Consider the following 24,531-nt stretch of genomic DNA (forward strand, 5'->3'; position numbering starts at 1 on the left):
GACCATGCTTTTTCCCATCGGCGACGACGACCGCAAGCTCACCCGCCCGGCTTATGTCACAACCGGGCTGATCCTGGCCAACCTGGCCGTGTTCTTTCTGTTGCAGCAGGCCGGAGCCAACGCGGCCTTCACCTATGGCTGGAGTGTGATTCCCTGGGAGATCACCCGGGGCGAGGATCTGGTCCGGCCCGTCATGGTCCGTCTCGGGGCGGAGGCGGTGTCGGTGCCTCAGGCCCCCGGTCCCTCGCCGATCTACCTGACGATCCTGACCGCCATGTTCATGCACGGCGGCTACATGCATCTCTTCGGCAACCTGATCTACCTGTGGATCTTCGGGGACAACGTGGAGCACCGGTTCGGCAGCGGGGTGTTTCTGCTGTTCTACCTGGTCAGCGGGGTGGCTGCCACCTTCACGCAGATTGCCCTCGATCCGCAGGGGGTGGTGCCCAACCTGGGGGCCTCCGGGGCCATTTCCGGTGTGCTCGGGGCCTATCTGGTGCTGTTTCCCCGCAACCGGGTCTACGCCATCTTCATGTTTTTCTATGTGGTTTCCGTCCCTGCCGTGGTGGCCATCGGGTTGTGGATCGTGTTGCAGTTCATCAACGGCTGGGGGGCCATCATGCTGTCCGAGCAGACGCTGGGCGGTGTTGCCTACGGGGCCCACATCGGCGGGTTCTTTGCGGGAGTGCTCCTGGCGCTCGTCCTGCGGCGCCTCGTCCGCGAGGAGCGGCCGCACGTGTTCTCCGCCTTTGCGGCCCGGGAGGGCGCCCGGCGCTACTGGTAGGGGCCTTCACTTCCCTCCGGCCTTGACGAAACGGCCCCGTCACCCGGAGGCGACGGGGCCGTGTTGTTTGCGGGGCAGGCCGGGCTATTCCTGGGCCTCTTCGGCCTTCTCTTCCGCCGAGGTGTCTTTGGCTTCCGGTGCCTCCGGCTCGTCCTCGGCCCGGGCTCTCTTTTTCGCCTTCTTCGTCCGGAAGATCAGCTCCGACGGGTTCTTCTTCTCGTCGTAGGTGATCTCGAGCGTGTCCCCTTCGGAAAGGTTGGCGCTGAGGATGGCTTCGGCCATGGGGTCCTCGACGTACTTCTGGATCGCCCGGCGCAGCGGGCGCGCGCCGAACTTGGCGTCGTAGCCCTTTTCGACGAGGAAGTCCTTCGCCGGTTTTTGCAGATCCACCTCGATGCCGAGGTCATGGGCGCGCTTGAACAGGTCGGCGGCCATGATGTCGATGATCTGGTAGATGTGCTTCTTCTCCAGCGGGTGGAAGACGATCACGTCGTCGATGCGGTTGAGGAACTCGGGGTTGAAGACCCGCTTGAGGGCGTCCTCGACCGTGCTCTTGAGCGTCTGGTAGTTGAACTCGGTTTCGGACTGCGTGAAGCCGATGCCCTTGCCGAGGTTCTTGATGTCCCGGGCCCCGATGTTCGAGGTCATGATGACGATGGTGTTCCGGAAGTCGACCCGGCGGCCGAGGCCGTCGGTGAGAATGCCGTCGTCGAGGACCTGGAGCAGGATGTTGAACACGTCCGGGTGGGCCTTCTCGATCTCGTCGAGCAGGACGACGGAGTACGGCTTGCGGCGGACCTTCTCGGTGAGCTGGCCGCCCTCTTCATAGCCGACGTAGCCCGGCGGCGCACCCACGAGACGGCTCACGGAGAACTTCTCCATGTACTCGCTCATGTCGATGCGGATGAGGGCGTCCTGCGAGTCGAAGAGGTATTCGGTGAGCATCTTGGCCAGCTCCGTCTTCCCGACGCCGGTGGGGCCGAGGAAGATGAACGAGCCGATGGGGCGCTTCGGGTCCTTGAGGCCGGCGCGGGTGCGGCGGATGGCCTTGGCGAGCTTCTCGATGGCCTCGTCCTGGCCGATGACGCGCCGCTTCAGTTCCTCTTCCATGCGGAGCAGCTTCTTCGTCTCCGGCTCGGAAATCTTGTCCACCGGGATGCCCGTCATCATGGCCACGACCTCGGCGATGTCCTTCGCCGTGACGTCGTGCACCTCGGTTTCGGCCTTGCGTTCCCACTCGCGCTTGGCCTCTTCGAGCTGTTCCTGGAGCTTCTTCTCCTTGTCGCGCAGCCGGGCCGCCTCTTCGAACTTCTGGCTCTTGACGACCCGGTTCTTTTCCTCGCGGACGGCTTCGATCTCCTCTTCGAGGGCGACGATCTCCTTCGGCACGCGGATGTTGTTCAGGTGCACGCGGGCGCCGGCCTCGTCCATCACGTCGATGGCCTTGTCCGGCAGGAACCGGTCGGTGATGTAGCGCTCGGAGAGCTTGACCGTCAGCTCGATGGCCTCGTCCGTGTAGCGGACGTTGTGGTGCTCCTCGTACTTGTCCTTGATGTTGCGCAGGATGGCGATCGTCTCCTCCGGCGTGGAGGGGTCGACCAGGATTTTCTGGAAGCGGCGGTCGAGGGCGCCGTCCTTTTCAATGTACTGGCGGTATTCGTCGAGCGTGGTGGCGCCGATGCACTGGATCTCGCCGCGGGCCAGCGCCGGCTTGAACATGTTCGAGGCGTCGAGGCTGCCCGAGGCCCCGCCGGCGCCGACGATCGTGTGCAGTTCGTCGATGAAGAGGATCACGTCCGGGCTCTTTTCGAGCTCGTTCATGACGGCCTTCATGCGCTCCTCGAACTGGCCCCGGTACTTGGTGCCGGCCACGAGGGCGGCCAGGTCCAGCGTGACGATGCGCTTGTCGTAGAGCACCCGGCTGACCTTCCGCTGCACGATCCGCATGGCCAGGCCCTCGGCGATGGCCGTCTTTCCGACGCCGGGCTCGCCGATGAGCACCGGGTTGTTCTTCTTGCGCCGGCTCAGCACCTGGGCCACACGCTCGATCTCACGCTCGCGGCCCACGACCGGGTCCAGCTTTCCTTCTTCGGCCAGCTTCGTCAGGTCCCTTCCGAAATTGTCCAGGACCGGGGTTTTGCTCTTTTCCATTTTGCTACGCTCTTTGTATCCGGACGAGGAACGGCCGCTCGGACCACTGCCGCCCCGGGCCGAGGCCTTGCCACTGATGATCGAGTCGAGTTCGGTTCGAACGGCGTCGTACGTGATCGAGAAGCCCTGTTGCAGAATTTGCGCGGCGATGTTCTCGTCGTCCCGGAGCAGGCTCAGCAACAGGTGTTCGGTACCGATGACGTCACTCTTGTACAGCTTGGCTTCCAGGTAGGTGATCTTGAGGACCTTTTCGGCCTGTTTCGTGAGGGGGATGTTGCCTACGGTGAGGGTGCCGCCCGTCGAGCGGACGGTGTCTTCGATGGCTTTCTTGAGCTTGTAGAGATCACAGCCGAGGTTCCGCAGGATCTTGACGGCAATGCCTTCGCCTTCACGAATGATGCCGAGGAGCAGGTGCTCGGTCCCGATGTAGTCGTGGCCGAGGCGGATGGCTTCCTCTCGGCTGAAGGAGATCACGTCGCGAACCCGGTTTGAAAAATTTCCTTCCATGTTGAAAATGTCTGTGTCGTGGCGGACACGCCGGGCCATCCTCCCGTTGTGTCCCCGGCTTGAACGGGTGCAGGGCAAATACCAGACCAACGGCCCGGGCTAGGGCTCACTACGCGCAAGCCTTTCAAAAGATGCCGAACGGGGGCGGGGGACTCGGTCAAAAGCGGGCGTGCAAGGCACAGGTACCCGACACGCCGGCACCGGACCAGGACCCGGTGCCGGAAAGCCCGGCAGCCGCTACGACCGCCGGCGCGATTCCCCTCGGGTCAGGCGGCGAAGCTGGAGCCGCATCCGCAGGTGGAAACCGCATTCGGGTTGTCGAACGTGAACCCGCGGGCGTTGAGGCCGTCGTGGTAGTCGATCACGGTGCCCATCAGGTAGAGCCCGTGCCGTTTGTCCATGTAGATGACGATGCCGTCTTGCTCGAACTCGGCATCGTGCTCGCGCTTCTTGTCGAAGCCGAGGATGTAGCTCATGCCCGAACAACCACCGCCGCGCACCCCGACCCGCAGGCTGAAGCCCTCGGGAATCTCTTTGGTCTGCATGATCTTCTTGATCTCCTCGGCGGCGCGAGGGGTCAGGGTGACGGGGGCCGGCGGGGCCTGGGTTGCCGTTGCACTCATGCGTAGCTCGACGGATCGTGGTCGGTTCTGTAGGGCCTCTCTTGCAACGTTGGCTCTACGGGGCTGTTCCGGCCGGATGGAGGAATAATTGGTGGACCGGCGATGCCGGCCGCCGGTACGGTATCGCCCCGGTTCGCCCGGGGGAGGCCCGTTCCGGTCGGCCGGCGGCACCGGCAAGAAATTCCTTTTCGCCGGGCTGTCCGGAAAAAGCGTCGCCGGCTGTTCAGTCGAGCGGTCGGGCGAGCACGACGGGGGCTTTGTAGGCTTCGCGTGTGCCGGCGTCGGCGGCGATGGCTTCGAGGTGGACGACGTAGATGCCGACGCGCAGGGGGCGGGCGTGGTCGTCGAGGCCGTCCCAGAACAGGGTGCCGGAACGCCCGGCGAGCGCGGCCGCTTCGAGGGTCCGCACGAGCCGGCCGCCGGCGTCGAAGATGCGGGCGCGGACGAGCGCGGGGGCCTGGCGCAGGGTATACCGGATGGCCGTCACGTCTTCGTGGCCGTCGCGGTCCGGCGAGAAGGGTGAGGGTTCGACGACGAGGCCGGGAGCCGCCCGGGGTTCACCGGGGCGGAGGTAGACGCTGTTGCGGGCGCCCGGGGTGCCGCCGGCCGGGGCGACGCTGCTCGTCCAGTTGGAGGCCAGGCCGGCGGGGGCGTCCGGGTCGATGCGTTCGAGGGCCGTGCCGCGCCGTTCCCGGAGGCCCGGGTGGTGCCAGGCGGGGTCGTAGGCGACCTCGTCGACGATGGTGCCGTCCGGCCGGTGGAGGCGGACGAGGTCGCCCGCGTTGTCCAGGGCGAGGCTGCGCCGCAGGGGCAGGAGCACGAGGCCGGGGTCGCCGGCCGGCAGGGTGGGGAAGGGGCGTTCGAGGACGAGGCGGAGGCTGTCGTCCGGCGTACCGGGCGGCACGCCGTAGACGACGGCGAAGCCGCCCGGCGGCAGGGCCACCGGGGTGAAGGCGATGCGCAGGGTATCGGCCCGGCCCTGCTCGTCCGGCCGGCCCGTCAGCAGCAGGCCGTTGAGGGCCAGGGGTTCGCCCGTCCGGTTGAACAGTTCGAAGTACTCGGGCTGGTCCGGGCGCCCGTCGCCGGGGTCGGCCCGCGGCTCGTAGAGGATCTCGTTGACGACCAGCTCGCCGGGCTGCGGCGGACGGGCCGTCACGGGGGCGACGCTGTTCGGGCGGCCGGGCGTGCCGCCGGCCGGGGCGGTGGCACTGGCCCAGTTGGTTGCCGCCTGCGCCGGCGCGTCCGGGTCGATGCGTTCGAGGGCCACCCCCTGCGTGGTGGCGCGTGCCGCGTCGTGCCAGGCGGGGTCGTAGACGACCTCGTCGACGACGGTGCCGTCCGGCCGGTGGAGGCGGACGAGGTCCCCGTCGTTGCGCAGCCCGAGCGTGGCCGCCCGCACGGGCAGCAGCGTGACACCCAGGCGGCGGTAGTCCTCGGGGAAGGCCAGCACCAGCGACGACTGGGCATAGAGGGCGTCCTCGTCGAGGACTTTCGGCTCGGCGAAGACCACGGCAAAACCACCCGGCGCGATGGCCACCGGATCCGCTGCCAGCCGGGTCGTATCGGCGGCACCCGTCTCGTCGGGCACATTCGTTCGGAAGAGGCCGCGGAGGCTGATGAGGTGGCCGCTGCGGTTGAAGAGCTCGATGTATTCCGGCTGGTCGATGAACCCGTCGCGGGGGTCGGCCCGCGGCTCGTAGAGGATCTCGTTGACGACGACGTCGCCCGGGGCAGCCTGGCGGGCCAGCGGCACCGTGGCCTCGGCCAGCACGTTGCCGGTCAGGTCGGCCACGTCGCGCACGGTGAGCATGAGCGGGTTCGGCTGCGAGAGGCCCGGGAGCCCGGCGTCGAACGTGAGGCGGACCCGCGTGTCCCCTTCGGCCAGCACAAGGGCGGCAGGCCCCGTCCCGTCGAGCGCGAAGTCGCCGGGCGTGACGGTGGCGGGGTCCAGCGGCTCGGAGAAGAACACCTCGGCGTGCCGTTCGCCGACCTGGTCGGCGAAGAAGGGGTGCGGCGGGGTGGTGTCCGGCGCGAAGAGGGTGTTCACGGCGCCGGGAGTGCCCCCGCGCGGATCGGTGGAGGTGCCCCAGTTCAACGCCAGGTTCGAAGGACCGGCCGGGTCCCGCCGCTCCAGCGCGGCGCCTCCCGCCCCGCCCCAGCCGGGCCGGTAGGCCACCGAGTCGAGCACCGTCTCTTCGAAGAAGAGCACGACGGCGTCGCCCGCGTTGTTGAGCGCGGGGAAGTTCTCGACCGGGAGGAAGGGGACGCCGGGGAAGGCGGCTGCGAAGGCGGTGCTGTCCTGCGCGAGCACGGCGAAGCCGCCGGGGGGCAGCGCCGTTGTTTCGGTGGTGAGGGGGACGGGGCTGTTTCGGTCGTCGGCGAGGCGGAAGGCGCGCAGGTCGAGCGTGTGGCCGGTGCGGTTGAGGAGTTCGACGTACTCGCTGCCGCCGGGGGGCGGGGCGTAGAGGATCTCGTTGACGACCACCTCCCCCCGGGCAGGCGTCACCGGCGCGAGCACCGTGAACGCCCGTACGTCTTCGGCCAGGATGTTTCCGAAGAAATCAGCCACGTCGCGGACGACGAGCCGGTAGGTGCCCGGCGGGAGCGGCATGGCCAGGACGAGCGTGGCGGTGGCTTCGTCGACGGAGACCGTCTCCGGCGTCACCGTCCCGCCGTTCTCGATGGTGAAGTCGCCGGGCGTGACGGTGGCGGGGTCCAGCGGCTCGGAGAACGTCACCGTGAGGGTGTCGCCCGTCCGGGCCGGAAGGGCGGAGAGCAGGGCGGGCGGGGTGGTGTCCGGCGCGAAGAGGGTGTTCACGGCGCCGGGAGTGCCCCCGCGCGGATCGGTGGAGGTGCCCCAGTTCAACGCCAGGTTCGAAGGACCGGCCGGGTCCCGCCGCTCCAGCGCGGCGCCTCCCGCCCCGCCCCAGCCGGGCCGGTAGGCCACCGAGTCGAGCACCGTCTCTTCGAAGAAGAGCACGACGGCGTCGCCCGCGTTGTTGAGCGCGGGGAAGTTCTCGACCGGGAGGAAGGGGACGCCGGGGAAGGCGGCTGCGAAGGCGGTGCTGTCCTGCGCGAGCACGGCGAAGCCGCCGGGGGGCAGCGCCGTTGTTTCGGTGGTGAGGGGGACGGGGCTGTTTCGGTCGTCGGCGAGGCGGAAGGCGCGCAGGTCGAGCGTGTGGCCGGTGCGGTTGAGGAGTTCGACGTACTCGCTGCCGCCGGGGGGCGGGGCGTAGAGGATCTCGTTGACGACGACGTCGCCCGGCGCCGGGACGAAAGGCTCCCCGGAGAAGGTGAACGCGGCGGCGGCCTCCTCGAGCACGTTGCCGAACGGGTCGGCGAGGTCGTGCACGGTGAGCGTATAGGTGATGCCGGGCGCCAGCGGCGGAAAAACCTCCAGCATGACCACCTCCGCATAGGGAAACTCCGGGATCATCGGGTTCAGGATACCGGTGACGGTGACGTTCTCCGAGAGGGTGAAGGCTCCGGGATCCAGGCCGACCGGCTCGTCGAAGGTGACGTGCACCTCCGTGGCCGAGATGGCTTCGGCGCCGAGGAGCACGGGCGGCGTCTCATCCGCCACCACGGTCACCGTGACGGTGGTGTCCCGCAGGACGTTGCCGGCCAGGTCGGCGATGTCACGGAGCCGCACGTCGTAGTCGCCCGAAGGGAGGAAGGTGGCGAGTTGTATGGAAATCCCGTCCGTCTCGTTGACGCCCGAGACAGGGGACATCGACACGATCCGGTCGATGCCCGGGACGGAGACGTCGTCCCCGTCGATGCTGCTGAAGTCGATCAACTCGGAGAAGCGGGCGAAGAAGCCTGGCAACGTGACCTCGTACGTCACGCCGGTGACGACGGGCGGCGTCGTGTCCTCGAGGCCGGGCGTGACCACCAGGTCGTCGAAGAAGTATCCCCGGTTGCGGGTGGCGGAATGCTTGACCCACAGCCCGAAGTGGCTGCCGGTGGTGACGGGCGTTCCCGTCTCGGCGACGGCCAGCACGGGGGCGCCGTCGAGCGTCACGGTCCAGTCTCCCGCTTCGGTGCGGGTGACGGTGACGCCGAGCGTGCGGGCCTCGTCCGTGACGACGTCGGGGGCGGACTGGCCGAGCAGGGTACGGCCCCCGGCAACGTCCGGGTCGCTGCGGTAGAGACGGACGTCACGGCTGTTGGTGCCGAGCTGGAGGTGGTAGCCGCGCACCGCTCCCGTCAGGTCCGGCCCGTCGGCCAGGAGGAAGATGCGTACGAGGTTGAAGTTGCTCAGCGCCCCGCCTTCGTAGCGGAAGGTGAGCGCCCACCGGCCGTAGGCCTGTGTGGAGGCCGTTGCCAGGTAGAGCGTGTCGGCCGCGGTGGGGCCGTCGGAGCGCAGCGCGAAGTCGTCCCCGAACGGCACCACCGCCCAGTGTGCCGTGGTGCCTGTCCACGCCGGGTCCTGCGTGAAGTCGCCGTCGGCGAAGGTCTCGACGAACTGGGCGGCGGCCGGGCCGGCTCCGCCGAAGGCGGCGGCCAGCAGCAGCCGGGCAAGCAGATGCCTCGTCCGCGTGGTATGCATGGGCCATGTCGTGCAGGGGGCCTCCCTGCACGAGCGTTTCAGGGCGGGTCCGTACTTAAAGGGTACGAGAGAAAACGCCAGAGTCTACCGGGACACGGTCGTCAGCCGAGGGGGCGGTTGCGGAGGTGGTTGACGAGCACGTGCGCCATGAGCCGGGCGGTGGGGGCCAGGGCCCGTTCGTCCACGTCGAAGCAGGCGTCATGGAGCGGGTGGCTGGTCGCCGGGCCGGAGGACGTGCCGACCCGGATCAACGCGCCGGGCACTGCTTCCAGGTAATAGGCGAAGTCTTCGGCCCCCAGGCTGGGACGGGGGATCTCGAAGATGGCCGAGGGGCCATCCGCTTCCAGGATAGTGCGGCGCACGTTGTCGATGAGGCGCGGGTCGTTGACGACCGCCGGTGCCCCGTCGTCGATGTCGACCTCGATGCGGGCGCGGTGCAGGGCGCCGATCTCGGAGGCTGCACGGGACAGGTAGGCTTTCAGGAGGTCCCGGTCTTCGCGCACGGTGCACCGGAGCGTCCCGCCGAAGGCGACCCGGTCGGGGATGACGTTGTCGGCCTCGCCGCCGTGGATGCGCGTGATGGCCAGCACGGCGTCGTTGCGTGCGTCGGTGACGCGGCCGACGAGCTGGTAGAACGTGTTCATGATCTGTGTGGCCACCCAGATCGTGTCGACCGACTGGTGGGGGCGGGCCGAGTGGCCGGTCGAAGGGCCCTGAACCAGGACGCGGAACCGATCCGCCGAGGCGGTGGCCGGGCCGGTGATGAGGCCGTAGACGCCCACCGGCAGTGTGGGGTCGACGTGGATGGCGTAGACGGCTTCCAGCCCGTCGAGCACGCCCTCGCGCATCATGAGCGGAGCGCCGCTGGGGATGCCCTCCTCGTTCGGCTGGAAGAAGACACGGACCGTGCCGTGCAGGCGGTCGCGCAGGCGGGCCAGCAGCAGGGCCACCCCGAGGCCGACGGTCGTATGCACGTCGTGGCCGCAGAGGTGGGCCACCCCCGGCCGCTGCGAGGCGTAGGGCACCTGCTTGCCGTCCTGGATGGGCAACGCGTCCATGTCCGCCCGGAACCCGACGGCGGGACCGGGATGGGCCCCTTTGATGTCCACGTACAGGCCGGTGACGGCCACGGGACCCTCCGGCACCAGCCCGTGCATCTCCAGCACCTCGCGGATGAACCGGGCGGTTTCGAACTCCTGCAGCCCGAGCTCCGGATTCATGTGCAGGTGATGGCGAATGGCCGTCAACAGCGTGGGCAGGTCCTGCCGGATCTCCGGCGGGGTATCCTCCCGGAGGACCCGGGTGATCGCCGCGGGCAGGATCGGTTCTTCGGACATCGGTCTGGCGTTACGTTTTCTTCTGAGGATGGCAAGGTCAGGGGGGGCGGTTTACCCTTCGCCTGCATGGTGCACCGTCACCCCGGCGGATCCCGGCCCGGTCGGAGTACGTCGGGCAGGGGGCGCGATCGCCGTCGTTACGGACGTGCCGGCCGGTCATTCGTTCCGTGCGGTTCGTTCATCCCGGGCAGATCGGTTCTCCTTCGCCGCGCCGGCTTCCGCTGTTGAATCCGTGCCCCGATCCCTTTTACGCCGGCGCGGCGTCAGACCATGCCGCTGCGCTTGCGCAGGAACCATTCCGCCGTCAGCAGGAGGATCGCGAGGATCAGGAACGGATAGCGTTGCCAGAGGCGTGTTTCCGACGTTTCCTCAATCACGACGGGGGTGAACAGGCCCGAGGACGAGAGCCGCTCCGGGAGGGTGCCCAGGTCGCCGGGGAAGAAGAAGTTGCCGCCGGAGCGCTCGGCGATCTGGCGCAGCAGGGCCGTGTTGGCCTGCGTTTCCCTGTATTCGAGTGTCAGGGCGCCGACGCTGAAGGTGCCCCGGTCGGTACCCAGTTCGGTGCCCTCGCGCAGGGCGCGGGCGGTGTAGCGATAGGTTCCCTCGGGCAGGGAGCCGAGGTCGAGCACGTAGCGGCCGTGGCCGGCGGCCTCCATGCGGTAGGGGAGGCGGGTGCTGTCCGGCGTGACGACCTCCACCTCCACGGCGGCGTCATCCACGGGGTTGAGGCTTTCGTCGTAGACCTGCCCGTTGAGCAGGACGGCCTCGCCGCCGCCGAAGAGGTCTTCGGCGGGGCGGACGCGCACGCGCCGGTCGTCTTCGCGTGTGGCGACCCACTGGACCAGGTTTTCGAACACCGCAGGCCAGAACGGGGCTACCGCCTCCAGGTCTTCCGGCACGTTCTTCCAGCGCCAGGTACCGGCGCCGAGCAGGGCGGCCGAGCGGCTTCCCCCGCGCTGCCGGACGACGAGCAGCGGGTCGTTCAGGGCGACGCCGCGCACCTCGATGCGGGCCAGCACGCGGGCGTCCGGGCTGGCCTGCCAGCGGCTCTCGCTGCAGAAGAGCGGCGGCAGGCGGCGCAGGAGCGAGGCCGGCACCTCCGGCACGTCGAGGATGGGGTGGCGTTCGCCCTCCGGGGTGAGCAGCGGCACGGCCTCGATGGTGCCGGTCCGCACGGCCTGCGGCACCGCCGGCAGGACGTCGCCCAGGTGCCGTTGCAACGCGCGCAGGTCCGTCCGGGGATGATACAGGAAGAGGAACGGGGTGCCTGCTTCGGCCGCGGCCGCCACCCGGTCGAGGAGGGCCGTGTCGGCCCCGGGTCCCGGATAGCCCGCCAGCAGGATCAGGTCGAAGTCGCTGAAAGAGGCAGGCGGCGTGCCCTCGTAGAAGGCGCCGGCGGCCTTCTGGACGAATGAGACCACCTCCGTGTTCTCGTCCCCGTCGAGGAGCTGGCGCAGCGCGGCCAGGTCCGGGTTCGGCGGGCCGGCCAGCAACAGGAGGCGCCGCCGGCTTTTCAACACCTGCACCGTCACCGTCTCGGCATTGTTGCGGTAGGTCAGCTCGCCCGGCAACCGGGTCACGACCACCTGGAGCCGGTGCAGCCCCTCGGCCTCCGGCGTGTACGTCAGGTCCACCGGCACCTCCGCCGTCCCTTCGGGCAGGGTGACCGGGACGGACTGGAGCACCGCGCCGTCTTTCATCAGCGAAACCGTCACCCGCTCTCCGGGATAATCCCGCACCCGCACGCCGACCTGCACCGGCAGCACGGTGCCGACGTAGGCCAGCTCGTTCGTCGTGATGCGCCGGATCTGCACGTCCCGGCGGGCCGTCGTATCGCCTGCGACGACGGTGTGGACGGGGACGGGGAAGCGCTCGGCCACGTAGAGCGGGTTGCGCCCGGTGTTGTAGAGCCCGTCCGAGACGAGCAGGACGCCCCGGAGGTTCTCGCCCTTGAGGGCCTCGCGCACGTAGTCGAGCGCATACGCGATGTTCGTCCGGGCCCCTTCGAAACGGAGCGAGTCGAAGCGGGCCGGGGTTTCCGGCAGCGGGCGCACGTCGTCGCTGAAGGCGAAGGAGCGGACGGTGCCGTCGAGGGCGTCTTCCGGCAGGCGGCGCAGCGCTTCCCGCACCGTGGTCGCCAGGTTCACAGGGTCGCCGGCTTCATCCTCCTGCACCAGCCCCAGGCTCTGGCTGTCGTCGACGAGTACGGCCAGCACGGGCGGCCGCTCTCGTGCCTCGAAACGCCGCAGGATGGGCTCGAACAGCAGGAAAAGAACCACGAAAAGCGCCAGAAAGCGCAACCCCCCCAGCAGGACGCGCCGCCCCGCCGGCAACGCCGGCACCGTCTGCCGGTACGCCCAGTACGTCAACCCGGCGGCCCCGAACAGGCATAACACCAGCAACCACGGACTGAAACCGAATGAGAGGGACATGGACTTTCGCTGTTTGAGGCTACCGGACGAGGGGTTCTATGATGGAGCTGCGTTCGGGTTGCGGGTTGAAAACCGGCAGGTCGAACGTGGCAGGGTTTTCGGACCCGGTGCCCTCCGGACCTTCGTGGCGACCGGATCGGGCGCGTCCCTGTGCCCGCCGGGCTCCGTCTTCGCCCCGGGCTCATCCGGGGGCCGGGATCGGAGGGCAGGCGTATCCCCGGTCCCGTTCAACGCACGACGACCAGTTTGCCGTGCCGGGTAAGGGTAGCCGTTTCCAGGGTAAAGAGGTAGAGGCCCGGTGCGAGGCCGGTGGGGTCGAACGGGATACGGTTCAGGCCGGGCGAGAGGGCGCCTTCGAAGGGTACGGCGACGCGGCGCCCCAGCAGGTCATAGACATGCAGGCGGGCGTCCGGGAGCGTCACCGGCGAGCGGACTTCGAAGACGGCCGGCCCGGTGAGGGGGCTGGGGTAGGTGTCCACCCGCAGGACGGCCGGCGGCGTGCGCCCGTTTTCCACGGGCGTCGCCAGGGCTTCGGCCAGGGCGACGGCGGCGTCGGCGTCGACGAGGCCCCAGCCCAGGGTGTTGTCCGGGTTGCCGGCCCGGCTGGCGGTGCTGCGCAGGATGTCCCGGACGGTTGCCGGGTCCAGGTCCGGGTTGACCTGCAGGAGCAGCGCCACGATCCCCGCCACCATCGGAGCGGAGAAGGAGGTGCCTTGGGAGAGCCCGTACCCGGTGTCGGAGGCGGCCAGGTGCACCCTCATACCCAGGGCGGCCACGTCCGGCTTGATGCGCCCGTCGGCGGTGGGGCCGACGGAGCTGAAGAAGGCCCGGACCCCGTTTGCGTCGACGGCCCCGACGGCGATGACCGAGTCGCCGTCGGCCGGCGAGGTGATGATCCGCCAGGTGGTGTGCCCGCTGTTGCCGGCGCTGGCGACCACCACGATGCCGAGCTGTGCGGCCCGGTCGGCGGCCTGCGTCGTGACCGGCGTGTCCCCGTCCATGTCGGCGGGGGTGTAGCTGTGCTGCCCTTCGTCGAACTCGGAGTAGCCGAGCGAGACGTTGACCACGTCGACGCCCATCGTCTCCATCCATTCGAGCCCGGCCACGAAGTTGTCCTCCTCCTGGTTCGTCTCGGGGGGGGTGTACTCGGTGCGGGCGTGGAGGATCTCCGCCCCGTAGGCAGGCCCGATCAGGTTACCCTCGTCGAAGCCGGCGGCGACCGAGAGGACGGCGCGTCCGTGGCGGCTGCCGTCGTCCGGCAGCCCGGTGAAGTCCCGGCTTTCGAGGAAGCGGCCTTCGGCGAGCATCCGGGTGAAGGCCGGGTGGGCGGAGAGGTCTCCCAGGCCCGTGTCGATGATGCCCAGCCGCACCCCGGCGCCGTTGAGACCGCGCTCGAGCGGTGGCAGGGCGTTGACCAGGGCGAGTTGCGTCTCGGAGGCGCCGTAGTCCAGCCGTGCCGGGCGGGGGCGGGCCGGTCGCCACGGTGCTTCGACGAGCGGGGGCGGGGGGGGCGTCCGGGCCGGCAGGAGGCGGCCCACCGGGCGCACGGCCTTCACGAAGGGCAGGGCGCGCACCGCAGCCGCCTCGCCGGCCGCCAGGTAGGCGCTCACGGCATTGAGCCAGCGGCTCTGCACGCGGGGCACCACGCCCCGTTCGCGGAGGGCCGACAGGTAGGCCGCCGACACGGGCCGGTCCGCTTCGGGATCGAGGCGGTGGCCCCGCCGGGCACGCCGCGCGACGGCATCCGGGTGCACCCACACCCGGGTCGTCTCCGCCTCCGGACCCCGGTCGGCCAGGAAGATCCAGTACTTGACCGAGTCGGCGGCTACGTCCGGGACCTGCCGGGCGTGGGCCGGCGAGATCCCCAGGACGACCAGCAGCAGGCACAGCAGGCGTGGCTTCATGGCGGAGACGGTTCGTTTTGCGGGTCAGAGGTACGGCAGGGCCAGATAGACCATGTAGCCGGTGAAGCCCAGCACCAGCACGGTCCCTTCGAGCCGGGAGATCCGGTAGCCCGTCCAGGCCAGCGGAAGCAGCAGCAGGCCGAACGCCATCATCACGGGAAAATGGATGGTGATCGCGTCCGCCTCCACGTGCAGCGGCCGGATGAGCGCGATGAGGCCGACCACGAAGAGAATGTTGAGCAGGTTGCTTCCCAGAATGTTTCCGACCGTCATTTCGGGTTCCCGGCGAAAGGCGCACAGGACCGAGGCGGCCAGTTCGGGCAGGCTGGTGCCGACGGCCACGACGGTCAGCCCGATGACCACGTGGCTGATCTGAAGCGCTTCGGCGATGTTGACCGCCGCCGAAACCATCAGCCGGGCGCCCAGGGCCAGCCCGGCCACGCCGCCAAGGAGGTACAGGCTTTTCTTCCACATCGGGAGGAGTTCGACAGGGGTGTTGCCGTCCGTGGCGGCCAGCAACTCCCGGGCGACTTCCGCCTTGCTCGTCTCCGTCCGGGCGTCCAGAACCAGATAGGCCAGGAAGCCGGCCAACCCCGCCACGAGCAGCACGCCGTCCAGGCGGCTGATGGTGCCGTCCCAGGCCATGGCGTAGAAGGCCGCCATGACGAGCATCATCAGCGGGTATTCCTTGCGCAGCGCCGGGGGTTGCACGGCCAGCGGGTAGACCATGGCGCTCATGCCCAGGATCAGGGCGATGTTGGCAATGTTCGAGCCGACGATGTTGCCCAGGGCAAGGCTGTCTTCATCCCACAGTGCGGCGAAAAAGTTGACCAGGAACTCGGGCATGGAGGTACCCAGGGCCACGACCGTCAGGCCCACGACCATCCGCCGGATGCCGAAGCGCAGGGCCAGGCTCATGGCGCCTTTGATGAGCCATTCCGCACCGTAATAGAGGGCTCCCAGACCGGCGAGGAAGAGGAGGATCTGGAGGAGCATGAGGATTCCGGGAACGGGTGATCAGAGAGCAGGCTTGCGCAGGGCGCCCCCGGAGAAGAAACCGGGCAACAGCGCCTCGGGCCGGGACGAAGCCGGAGGGGCGGCGCCGCGGTCCATCCAAAGCACGAGGGCGGGGGCCTGTTCCGTTAAGAGTTGACGACAGGCGCCGCAGGGGGTGCCGTCCGGGTCGCGGAGGCAGGAGAGGTAGAGGGTGTGCAGCTTCGTCAGGCCATACGTGACGGCCGTGCCGAGGGCGTTGCGTTCGGCGCAGAGGATCCGCGCCCAGTCTTCGTGCTCGACGTTGACGCCCGGTACGAGCCCCTCGGCGGTTTCGAGCACGCAGCCGACGGGGAAGTTGGAGGCCGGGACGTGGGCGCGACGGGCCACCTCGCGGGCCAGGCGGAGGCCTGCGCCGGGATCATCGGGCCGCTCGACGTCGAGGAAGGGGGAGAGCAGGCCGGCGGGGGCGGGAAGCGGGCCGGTGCCCGGCCGGACGAAGGCGTCCGGCCCGGCGGGGGTGAACGTCCCGGCGGGGGTCGCCGTCATGAAGGCCGCCTCGCCGGCGTCGGAGGCGTGGCTGAGGACGGCCGCCACCACGTCGTGCCGTCGGGCGGCCACGGCCGTCGTGAAGGCGTTCAGCAGGGCGGGGATCGTCAAGGAGAATGATGCGCTCTCGACGCGCACCCCCGGCACGAGCCGGCCGTCCTCGAGCAGGAGTACTGCGCCCGCCGGGCGGTTCGAGTAGGGTACGTGCGACCGGGCGGCCGCCTGCCGGGCCTGCCGGCGAAGCACCTCCAGCACCGAAGACGGAATGTTCTTCATAATATTATTTCAACCCTCATCCGCCCCGGAGGGCGGATGCGATGCGCCGCCGGCACAGGGCGGGGCCTCCCACAAAACCCCGCATGGCGCTCCGGGCAAGGCCCGTGCTACGGCCGGGAGAATATCACCGTGTCACCTGTTCCGACGGCTCGCTAGCACTACTTGCGTCGAGGTCCGAGGTTTCTCGTGCCACACCTGGATCGCCGATTGGCCGCACCTCGTTGGCTACACAATCGACGATGCTGAGAGGCAAGCGCTGTCAGAGGGGGGATGCGATCCGTGGTGACGTCGCAACGGTATCGCCGCATTTCAATCCTCATCCGCCCCGGAGGGCGGATGCGATGCGCCGCCGGCACAGGGCGGGGCCTCCCACAAAACCCCGCATAGCGCTCCGGGCAAGGCCGCCCGTGCTACGGCCGGGAGAATATCACCGTGTCACCTGTGCTTTTGGCGGCGCTTCCGTTGTACCTGCTGGCGACGGCGCGGTTTCTGTGCCTATGTGCATCCGCCCCGAAGGGCGGATGCGACGTGCGCTCGTCCGGCAGCCTGATCTCCTGCTGCACGTCATTTCAATCCTCATCCGCCCCGGAGGGCGGATGCGACTGCTCATGGCGTGTTCTCCATGCCGGGTTGGTCGAATTTCAATCCTCATCCGCCCCGGAGGGCGGATGCGACGTGGCTGGCCTGTATCTCGGGGCCATCAGCAGCCTATTTCAATCCTCATCCGCCCCGGAGGGCGGATGCGACTGCTCATGGCGTGTTCTCCATGCCGGGTTGGTCGAATTTCAATCCTCATCCGCCCCGGAGGGCGGATGCGACCAGACGCGGCGCAGCTACGACGACGCCGCCATACGCATTTCAATCCTCATCCGCCCCGGAGGGCGGATGCGACTCGACCCGCGCGTGCGCCCGTCGGCCGCGCAGCGTGAAGACGTTCTCGCTCCAGACCTGCTCGACGTGGATGAGGGCGCACTGGCGCGGGCAGTACACGTAGTGCTGGAGCGCCGAGATGGGCACCAGCTCGGTCTCGTCCCAGACCGGCGCCTCGTCCCAGACCGGCCCCGGATCCGAACCGGATCGGGCATCGTTCAGGTGGTTGCCATCCGTCATCAAAAAAAAAACGGGCATGGTTTCTATCAGGAAGCGCGTGCGGGTACAGCCCGGCGGGGTCGTGTCTGTGCAGGATGCTTCGCTGCCGGAAGGTGCCGAAGCGGAGGTCATCGTCCGGCTCGGAGATACCGCGGAAGCAGAGCCTCCCCCGCTGCCGCTGGCCGGTATCGTTGGGAGCGGGCCGAGGTTGTTCGCAAGCCCTGAACAGATCGATCAGCACCTCCGAACCCTCCGCGACGAATGGGATTGATCGACGATCTGATCGGTCGCCGTGTGTACCTCGATGCCAACGTGTTCATCTATGCCGTAGAAGGACACGAGCCGTTCCAGGGGTTGCTTGGTAGGCTGTTCGGTGAGGTCGCGCACCAGGCCCTTCTGGCCTTCACCAGTGAACTGACACTGGCTGAAGTGTTGGTATGGCCTTTTCGTGAAGCCAGGGTGGATCTTGCAAGGCACTACCGTTCGGTTGTTCAGACACACGAAGGCCTGACGGTTGTGCCGATCACGCGCTCGGTTCTCGTCGAAGCAGCCCGGCTTCGCGCCGCGACCATGCTCAAACTGCCCGATGCCATTCACGTGGCGACAGCCTTGCAGGCGGACTGCGAGGTGTTTCTCACCAACGACGCACGCCTACAGGGCCCCCCGGGCCTCGAGGTTATGCGGCTCGCTGACGCGCTGCCGTAGGCCTCACCCCACGAGTCGCGTCAGCGTCACGCCGGCCGGCAGGTTGTCCTCGTCGACGAGTACCTCGTAATCGCTGAAGGCACGCGGGACGTCCACGCCATCCCGCTTCCGGGGGCGGATGCGGTCGAGGAGCGTGTGCGCCGGGGCGTTGCCGAGCCGGTTTTCGTGGGAGAAGACGTACAGGCCCCGGAGCGCCGTCAGGCCCCGCGAGGCGGAGCGGTCCAGGTCCCAGCACATCGTCAGCGCCTGCCAGAAGAGCGCCAGGTCGTCCGCATCGAAGCCGGTCTGCGCGGCCAGCATCGGGTTGTAGAAGCCGAAGCCCAGGTACAGGCCGTAGGGCACGATGGCCTTGCGGCCCATCTCGGTCTGCTTGCCGCGGGCTGTGGCGCCGTCGTCCGTCTCCACGAGCTGCACCGCGTCTTCCGGGCGCGTCACGGCCACGCGCGTGATCGAGAGATCCATCGGGACGATGGGGTCCACGGAGCGGGCGAACGTCAGTTGGAGCGGCCCCCGCACCTGCCCGCAGTTGACGCCGGTGGTCATCACCGCGCCGAACGTGCGCACGTCGTAGAAATTGGCGCACATCCACGTGCGCGCCTTGTCGATGGTGGCGAGGTCCTGCTTGGCCCCGGTCGATTCCAGGTCGAGCGCCTGGTAGGCCCTTTCGTGCTGGTTGTTGAGCACGCCCAGGCGTTCGACGTAAATCTTGTATCGTTCCTCCGTGCCGCGCGAGGCGTCCACGAAGTCGCGGATCTTGCGCTTGATGCAGACATCGGTGACGAGGCCCTGCATGGTTTCGGGGTCCACGCGGGGCAGGTTGCCGGCGTCCGGGTCGCCGTTGGGGTTGCCGTCGGTCACGTCAAAGAGGAAAGCGAAGTCGTGGCGGCGCTGAGGGTCGAGGTGTGCGTTCATGGTGCTCAGGGTGTTTGCTGGGTGAAAAAAGGGAAAGAATGGGGGCATGGTTGGCGTGCCGACCGGGCGGGCCGTGCCGGCGCAGGTCAGTCGCCGGCTGCCTCCGCGGTCGCCTCGGCCGGTTCATCGCCGTCCGTCTTGCGGGGGCGGTGCTTCTGCTGGTAGAAGCCGATGGCGAAGAGGCCCTGTTCTTCGAGGGAGAGCGTGCGCGGGAAGCCATCGAGGTGGCTCATGATCTCGCCGAGCATCTGCTCGAAGTGGTGGTGCAGGCCGGGCTTTTCCTTGCGGAGCTTGCCCAGGTGGGCCTGAGCCTTGCGCAGGAGCACGCCGAAGACGCTGGCGGGCGTGGCGGAGGCCGAGCCGTAGAAGCGGTCCACGAGGGTGGCTTTGGGGCTGATGGCGTTGCGCTGGATGTCGTCCAGCACGGCGAGCAGGCGACCGCACTGGTAAGCGGCGCTCGGTTGGTCCGGGGTGAGGGCTTCGTGTACCATGCGTTCCTCCGATAGGTCAGGTTGGGATAGCAGGACGAGTTTGATGAGGGCGGCGCGGGGGCGTGTCATGGCGTGCTCGCCGTCGGTGCGGGCCCGCTGGACGGCCCGGTGCAGGAGCGAGAGTGGGAGCGGCCGGCCGGTGAGGGCGTGCTCCAGGAGCAGCGGCACGACCTGCGGAGGCAGCTTATCCCAATCAGGTCGTCCCTTTTTGATTGGGACCAGGGATGCGGCCAAGTTTTCTAGCTTGAGCGGCGGCGAGAGCCCGCGGTGGTTGAGGATGCGCTGGTGCTCGAAGTAGCGGGCCAGGTGGTGCTGTACCTCGTCCACGGTCATCGTCAGCCAGCTACGCACCACCATGCGCTTGTTCGATGTGACGGCCAGCGCGTAGAAGTCGTTCGCGCGGACGGTCCCCGGCAGTGTGCCGGACTGCGGGGCGCGCAGTAGCCCCCGGACCTGCTCCTCGTCCGGGTCGGTGAAGAGCTTCATCACGTCGAAGTCGGTTGCCTCACGGGTCCAGAAGATCCAGTGCAGCCCGCCGAGGGACAGGTGATGTTTCGGGCTCTTGAGCAGGTAGGCGAGCGCCTCGCCGTACATCCGCGCGCACCGCTGGCACATCGGCGCGATCTCCGACCGGCTCAGGCCGTACGACTCGAAGGCATCCTTGTTGGCCGAGACGAGCGGGGCGGCGTCCGGCCCCACGCGTACATCCACCGGATGCACCTGGACAATCGGTTTCTCCTCGCCGCACAGCATGCACCGGGCGGTGAGGGTGCTGTCCTCGGCGGCGCGTTCGTCCTCGTGGTTCTGCCACCAGGCCTGCACCTCCGGCAGGTCTGTCAGGAACGTCTCCCCGACGCGGGGCGCGATGAGGTCGCCGGGTTTCATCTCCGCCGTCGCCGGGTGCGCCCGTGCCGCCTCGATCTCCTCGTCGAGGAAGCGGAGGAAGGCGTCCGTCGCCGGGTGGTGTACGGACAGCGCGCACGCCTCGGCGAGCCGGCGGTACGCCGTGTGGCGCTCGTCCGCCTGCGCCCGTGCCTTCTCCGTGTCGGCATCGGGCCGCCCGAGGACGTACGACGGCTTGTCCACGAAGAGCAGCGCCCGTGTCCCGGAGGTACGCTTCAGGGTGGGCGCGACGATCTCCACGTAATCCTCCTTGCCCGTCTCGGCCCGTTCGATGTTCAGAAAACGGCCGTCCTCGTCGAGGGCAAGGATCCACGGGACACGCTGTTTTTTGTGGTAGGCCGGAACCAGTTCACCGGCCAGGCGCGCGTGCAGGTCGCGAAGTCGTTCGAGGATCATGAGGGCCTCCGTTCAACGTGGATCGTACAGTTCCTGCGGGACGTGGAGCACGCCGCGTTCGAGGCGGGCGCGGAAAAACAAGGGGTGGCCGCGTCCGTCGTCGCCGTAGCGAAGGTCGAAGAGCATGCGCCCGAGGTCCTCGGTGCGGTCGATGGGCTGCTCCGTGCCGTCGGGCTCTGCGAAGCCGGCGCTGAACTCGCGGCAGCCCAGGTAGGGGTGGTGGAAGCATTGCCCGCGGGCGACGCGGCGGCGGAACTGGTCGCGGTACTTGGCCGGGTGCGCGTCGCCCGTGCGGGTGCGCAGGTGCACGTCGGCCTCGATGAGGTAAGCCACATCGCGGAGGGCGAGCGTGTGCCGCTGGGTGCGGTCGAGGTCGGTGAAGTAGCCGCCGCCGCTCTCGGCCCAGCCTTTCGCCGCGCGCTCGGAGGCCTTCGTGTTGACCTCGTTGCGGAGCAGGGAGATGCGGCGGATGGGCCGGAGGACGTGGATGCACTGCACGCGCCATTCAAACTCGGGCTTCCAGAAGATGGCCTCCAGGATGCCGCGCGCGGCCGAGGGGGTCATCACGTCGTACGTCACGCGCTCGACCTTCATCTCTGGGCGGGTGAAGCAGGCGTATTCGCCCCAGACCTTCACGCGGACCGGTGTGTAATCGGGCATGGGTCGTTCGGGTTGGCTGGGTGGGTTAGATCACGGGGTCGTCGAGGAGCGGAAATTCCATCTGCAGGCCGCGCAGGTCGTCGTAGACGCCGTGCCAGACCCACACGCCGGGCACCCATTCCTCGCACAGGCGCTGCGCGACGGCCTGTTCGTGGAGGCGGGCGCGCAGGCTCACGAGGAACGGTTGCAATGCCCGGTAGTCTGGCCGGAAGGCCTGCCCCTGCCGCCGGATGCGGTCGAGCACGGCCTGCCGCACGCCGGGCCGCCCGGGCGGGTCGTAGGGCACCACGACGGGCACCGTGTCGTCCGGGATGAGCCGGTAGGCCCGGGCAACCTGCTCGAAGTTGAAGGCGGCCCACTTGTCCAGGATGTTTTCCTCGTCGAGCGCCTCGCGCAGATTCCCGTAGAGCAGGCGGAAATACCTCAGGGGGAGCTCCGGGTCGTCGAGGTCCGGCGGTGGGTCGGTGGCGAGGAGGGTTCGGGTGACGGAGGTGCCGGACTTGTAGGCGCCGAGGGGGAGCCCACCCTGCTCGGGGTCGAAGATCACCACGCGCCCGGCATCGAGCCGGCCCTCGCGGTTGCAGCGTCCGGCGGCCTGGATGATGCGGTCGAGCGGGCCGAGGGCGCGGAGGACGAGGGGGAAGTCGAGGTCCACGCCCGCCTCGACCACCTGCGTGGAGATGAGGTGCACAGGCTCGCGCCGGGCCAGGCGCTGCCGCACGTCCGCGAGCACCACGCGCCGGTGCGCCCCGCAGAGCAGGGTCGAGAGGTGGAGCACGTCCCGCCCGTCCGCTTCGTCCAGCAGCGCCATCGCATCCCGGATGGTGTTCAGCACCACCATCGCCTGCGCTTCCTCGAAGAGCGTTGCCGCCACCCGGGGCCACGGCCACGGCGTCTGCACGTCGATCTCGTACCGGACGCGCCGCAGCCGGTCGAACACCGAGGCCGGGTCGGGCAGGATCTCGCGGACGTTCGGGAGGCCCGGGAAGCCGGGGCGCTCCGCCAGGGCGGGCTGCGTGGCGGTGCTCAGGACGAGGGTCACGCCGTAGGCCTCCACCAGGTGCGCCAGCGCGTCGAGCGTGGGCCGCAGCAGGCGCGGGGGGAGGGTCTGCACCTCGTCGAGGATGAGGACGCTTCCGGCGAGGTTGTGCAGCTTGCGGACGCGGGAGTTCCGGTTGGCGAACAGGCTTTCGAGGAGCTGGACGGTCGTCGTCACGATGATGGGGGCGTCCCAGTTCTCGGCGGCCAGGCGCGCCCGGCGTTCCGACGCCGACTCGGTGCCCGGCGCTTCGCGGCTGTAGGCGGCGCTGTGGTGTTCGAGCACGGCCTCGTCGCCGAACAGCGCGCGGTACACGTCGGCGTTCTGCTCGATGATGCTCGTGTACGGCAGGGCGACGATCACGCGGCGCTTGCCGTGGCGGAGGGCGTGCCGCAGGGCGAAGGCCATGGCCGAGCGCGTCTTGCCGGCCCCCGTGGGCGCCGTCAGGGAAAAGATGCCGGGGGCATCGTGGGCCCGAGCCAGGCACGCGGCATAGACCTCCCGCCGGACTTCGTTGACCGGCCCCGTTTTGCCTTCCATCAGGGCCCGCTGCTGCGTTTCGAACCGGGACCAGAGCACGGGCAGGTCCACACGGGCCGTCCGGACGGTGGCCTTCTCCGGCTGGAAATGCTGTTCCGTGTCGAGGCAGTCGGCATCGACCAGGGCGCTGTGGAGCATGCGGGTCCAGAAGGCCAGCCTTCGCCGGTGGGAGGAGGGGTCGGGTGCCCCGACGAATGCGGGCAGGTCGTCCGGGCCGGGCGTGGGCACCCGGCCTTCGAGCAGGCGGCGGGCTCGCGCGAGCGCCTCCACGACCCGGGGTTCGCTACGCTTTCTCTCGATCCGCTCCCGCAGGTGTTCCTGGTCCACCAGGCCGCCGTGGTGTCCGGCCACGTTGAAGGCCAGCGGTGGCAGCACCTCGGCGGCCTCCAGCATTCCCGCGCTGGAGTGGTCGGGGCCGCGGGGCGTGTCGGTTTCGCCGCGCAGGTAGGCCTGTACGTCGGGCGCGACCTTGCCGGCGTCGTGCCACCTGCCGAGCCAGTCGCCGAAGCCGCGCTGCCGAAGGCGGCGGCGAACGTCCGGGCGCGGCAGGCCACGCCTTCCAGGTGGTCGAGCAGCGACTGCGGGGTGCCGTCGGGACCGGCCGAATGGGCGATCAGCGTGTCGGGCATGGCATGACGGGGTTCTCAGGGGTGACGGGATTCGTCGAGGGTTCCGACGCCGGCATAGAGGGCGGCCATGCGCCGGGCCTCACGGGCGATGCGGTGGCGCAGCTCCGGCGGTGAGATGACTTCGGCCTCGCCGCCGTAGGAGAGCACCCAGCGGGCCACGTCGGCCAGGCCGGCTACCTCCATGTGGAGGTCCAGACTGCCATCCGGGCGCATGAACATCATCTGGCTCTCGTGCCAGCGTTCTTCGCGGATCCAGCGGGCTTGATAGGGAGAGAAACGAATGTGGACGGCGTAGCGACGTTCGCCCCGGTGCATACCGAAGGCGGGACCCAGGTAGGCGTCCAGGTCGAACGTTGCATCCCGGACGAACACCTCGTTTCGTATTTCGAAGGCTTGTATCCGGTCGACGCGAAAGTCGCGCATGGCCTGCCGCAGGCGACAGTAGGCGATCAGGTAGCCCCGGCCCTGGTAAGAGAGCAGGTGGTAGGGTTCCACGTCACGCTCGGTTTCCTGGCCCCGGCTGTTCGAATAGTAGCGCATCCGAACGACGCGCTGGCTTGCAATGGCTTCCGAAAGGGCCTCCAGGTAGGGCAACGGGGTGGCCGGTCCCGGCCCGCGTTCGAAGCGGATCGTACGCGAGAGCGTCTCCGGCTCGACGCGGATCGTTTCGGGCAGGTGATCGGACAGGCGCTCCATCACCCGTTCGAGCAGATCGGCATGCGCGGTGTCTCCCAGGGCGTCCAGGGCATGGCGGGCCACGAGAAAGGCGGCGAACTCGGTGCGAGTCAGGGACAGGATCGGCAGGTTGCCGAAAGGCTCCGTCAGCACGTAGGACCGTTTCCGTCGGTCAAAGGTCAGCGGGACCCCGATCTGCCGCAGGTATTCGAGATCGCTGGCAATGGTGCGGGAGGATACTTCGAACGCTTCGGCGGCCAGAGCCTGGGTCAGACGACGACCCGTGCGAAGCCATTCGAGCAGTTTCTGAAGTCGCCAGAGTTGTGGTCCCGATGGGGAGGAGCGGGGAACCCTTGGCATAAGCGATTCGGGAAATCCGGGGAT

The 24,531-nt window shown here is 68.8% G+C and carries 15 protein-coding genes and 1 pseudogene; 2 read left to right on the forward strand and 14 right to left on the reverse strand.

Annotated elements, in window-relative coordinates; all coding sequences use genetic code 11:
* Window positions 1-4 precede the first annotated feature (4 nt).
* On the forward strand, window positions 5-784 hold the full coding sequence (locus GQ464_RS14970; RefSeq protein ID WP_166980765.1) for a rhomboid family intramembrane serine protease: 780 nt from the start codon (window positions 5-7) through the stop codon (window positions 782-784).
* Between the two features lie 84 nt (window positions 785-868).
* Here the strand turns inward: GQ464_RS14970 and GQ464_RS14975 are convergent, their stop codons facing one another.
* The 9 genes and pseudogenes from GQ464_RS14975 to GQ464_RS19255 form a co-directional block, all read right to left on the reverse strand.
* Window positions 869-3,442 carry an ATP-dependent Clp protease ATP-binding subunit gene (locus GQ464_RS14975; RefSeq protein WP_166980767.1) on the reverse strand — a complete coding sequence of 858 codons (2,574 nt, stop codon included), beginning with the start codon at window positions 3,440-3,442 and terminating at the stop codon, window positions 869-871.
* A 266-nt stretch (window positions 3,443-3,708) separates the two neighbouring features.
* On the reverse strand, window positions 3,709-4,065 hold the full coding sequence (locus GQ464_RS14980; RefSeq protein WP_166980769.1) for a HesB/IscA family protein: 357 nt from the start codon (window positions 4,063-4,065) through the stop codon (window positions 3,709-3,711).
* 223 nt (window positions 4,066-4,288) lie between these two features.
* Window positions 4,289-8,617: a lamin tail domain-containing protein gene (locus GQ464_RS14985; protein WP_166980771.1), complete on the reverse strand. Its 4,329-nt coding sequence runs from the start codon at window positions 8,615-8,617 to the stop codon at window positions 4,289-4,291.
* A gap of 101 nt (window positions 8,618-8,718) precedes the next feature.
* Complete coding sequence (locus GQ464_RS14990) at window positions 8,719-9,954, reverse strand: amidohydrolase (RefSeq protein WP_166980773.1); 1,236 nt, start codon at window positions 9,952-9,954, stop codon at window positions 8,719-8,721.
* Between the two features lie 263 nt (window positions 9,955-10,217).
* Window positions 10,218-12,386, reverse strand: a complete 2,169-nt coding sequence (locus tag GQ464_RS14995; RefSeq protein ID WP_166980775.1) for a VWA domain-containing protein — start codon at window positions 12,384-12,386, stop codon at window positions 10,218-10,220.
* 227 nt (window positions 12,387-12,613) lie between these two features.
* Window positions 12,614-14,290, reverse strand: a complete 1,677-nt coding sequence (locus GQ464_RS15000) for a S8 family peptidase (RefSeq protein ID WP_228350336.1) — start codon at window positions 14,288-14,290, stop codon at window positions 12,614-12,616.
* Between the two features lie 24 nt (window positions 14,291-14,314).
* Window positions 14,315-15,286, reverse strand: a complete 972-nt coding sequence (locus GQ464_RS15005) for a calcium/sodium antiporter (protein ID WP_166980893.1) — start codon at window positions 15,284-15,286, stop codon at window positions 14,315-14,317.
* A gap of 21 nt (window positions 15,287-15,307) precedes the next feature.
* On the reverse strand, window positions 15,308-16,108 hold the full coding sequence (locus GQ464_RS15010) for a cytidine deaminase (protein WP_166980891.1): 801 nt from the start codon (window positions 16,106-16,108) through the stop codon (window positions 15,308-15,310).
* An 891-nt stretch (window positions 16,109-16,999) separates the two neighbouring features.
* Window positions 17,000-17,128, reverse strand: a pseudogene (locus tag GQ464_RS19255) (CRISPR-associated protein Cas4); the annotation flags it as partial.
* Between the two features lie 330 nt (window positions 17,129-17,458).
* Between GQ464_RS19255 and GQ464_RS15020 the strand changes: the two are divergent.
* Entirely contained in the window at window positions 17,459-17,902 is a 444-nt protein-coding gene (locus GQ464_RS15020; RefSeq protein WP_166980889.1) for a type II toxin-antitoxin system VapC family toxin, read from the forward strand.
* A gap of 3 nt (window positions 17,903-17,905) precedes the next feature.
* Here GQ464_RS15020 and cas7c read toward each other — a convergent pair whose 3' ends face one another.
* From cas7c to GQ464_RS15045, 5 genes are all read right to left on the reverse strand, one after another.
* On the reverse strand, window positions 17,906-18,814 hold the full coding sequence (gene cas7c / locus GQ464_RS15025; RefSeq protein ID WP_166980887.1) for a type I-C CRISPR-associated protein Cas7/Csd2: 909 nt from the start codon (window positions 18,812-18,814) through the stop codon (window positions 17,906-17,908).
* Between the two features lie 86 nt (window positions 18,815-18,900).
* Window positions 18,901-20,604, reverse strand: a complete 1,704-nt coding sequence (cas8c, locus tag GQ464_RS15030) for a type I-C CRISPR-associated protein Cas8c/Csd1 (protein ID WP_166980885.1) — start codon at window positions 20,602-20,604, stop codon at window positions 18,901-18,903.
* Window positions 20,605-20,616: 12 nt separating this feature from the next.
* Complete coding sequence (cas5c, locus tag GQ464_RS15035) at window positions 20,617-21,264, reverse strand: type I-C CRISPR-associated protein Cas5c (RefSeq protein ID WP_166980883.1); 648 nt, start codon at window positions 21,262-21,264, stop codon at window positions 20,617-20,619.
* 25 nt (window positions 21,265-21,289) lie between these two features.
* Complete coding sequence (gene cas3, locus GQ464_RS15040) at window positions 21,290-23,503, reverse strand: CRISPR-associated helicase Cas3' (RefSeq protein ID WP_341481834.1); 2,214 nt, start codon at window positions 23,501-23,503, stop codon at window positions 21,290-21,292.
* Entirely contained in the window at window positions 23,488-24,507 is a 1,020-nt protein-coding gene (locus GQ464_RS15045) for a helix-turn-helix transcriptional regulator (RefSeq protein WP_166980881.1), read from the reverse strand. Before GQ464_RS15045 ends, cas3 begins: the two co-directional genes overlap by 16 nt.
* Window positions 24,508-24,531: the final 24 nt, after the last annotated feature.

The organism is Rhodocaloribacter litoris (genome assembly GCF_011682235.2).
GTDB classification, from domain to species: domain Bacteria; phylum Bacteroidota; class Rhodothermia; order Rhodothermales; family ISCAR-4553; genus Rhodocaloribacter; species Rhodocaloribacter litoris.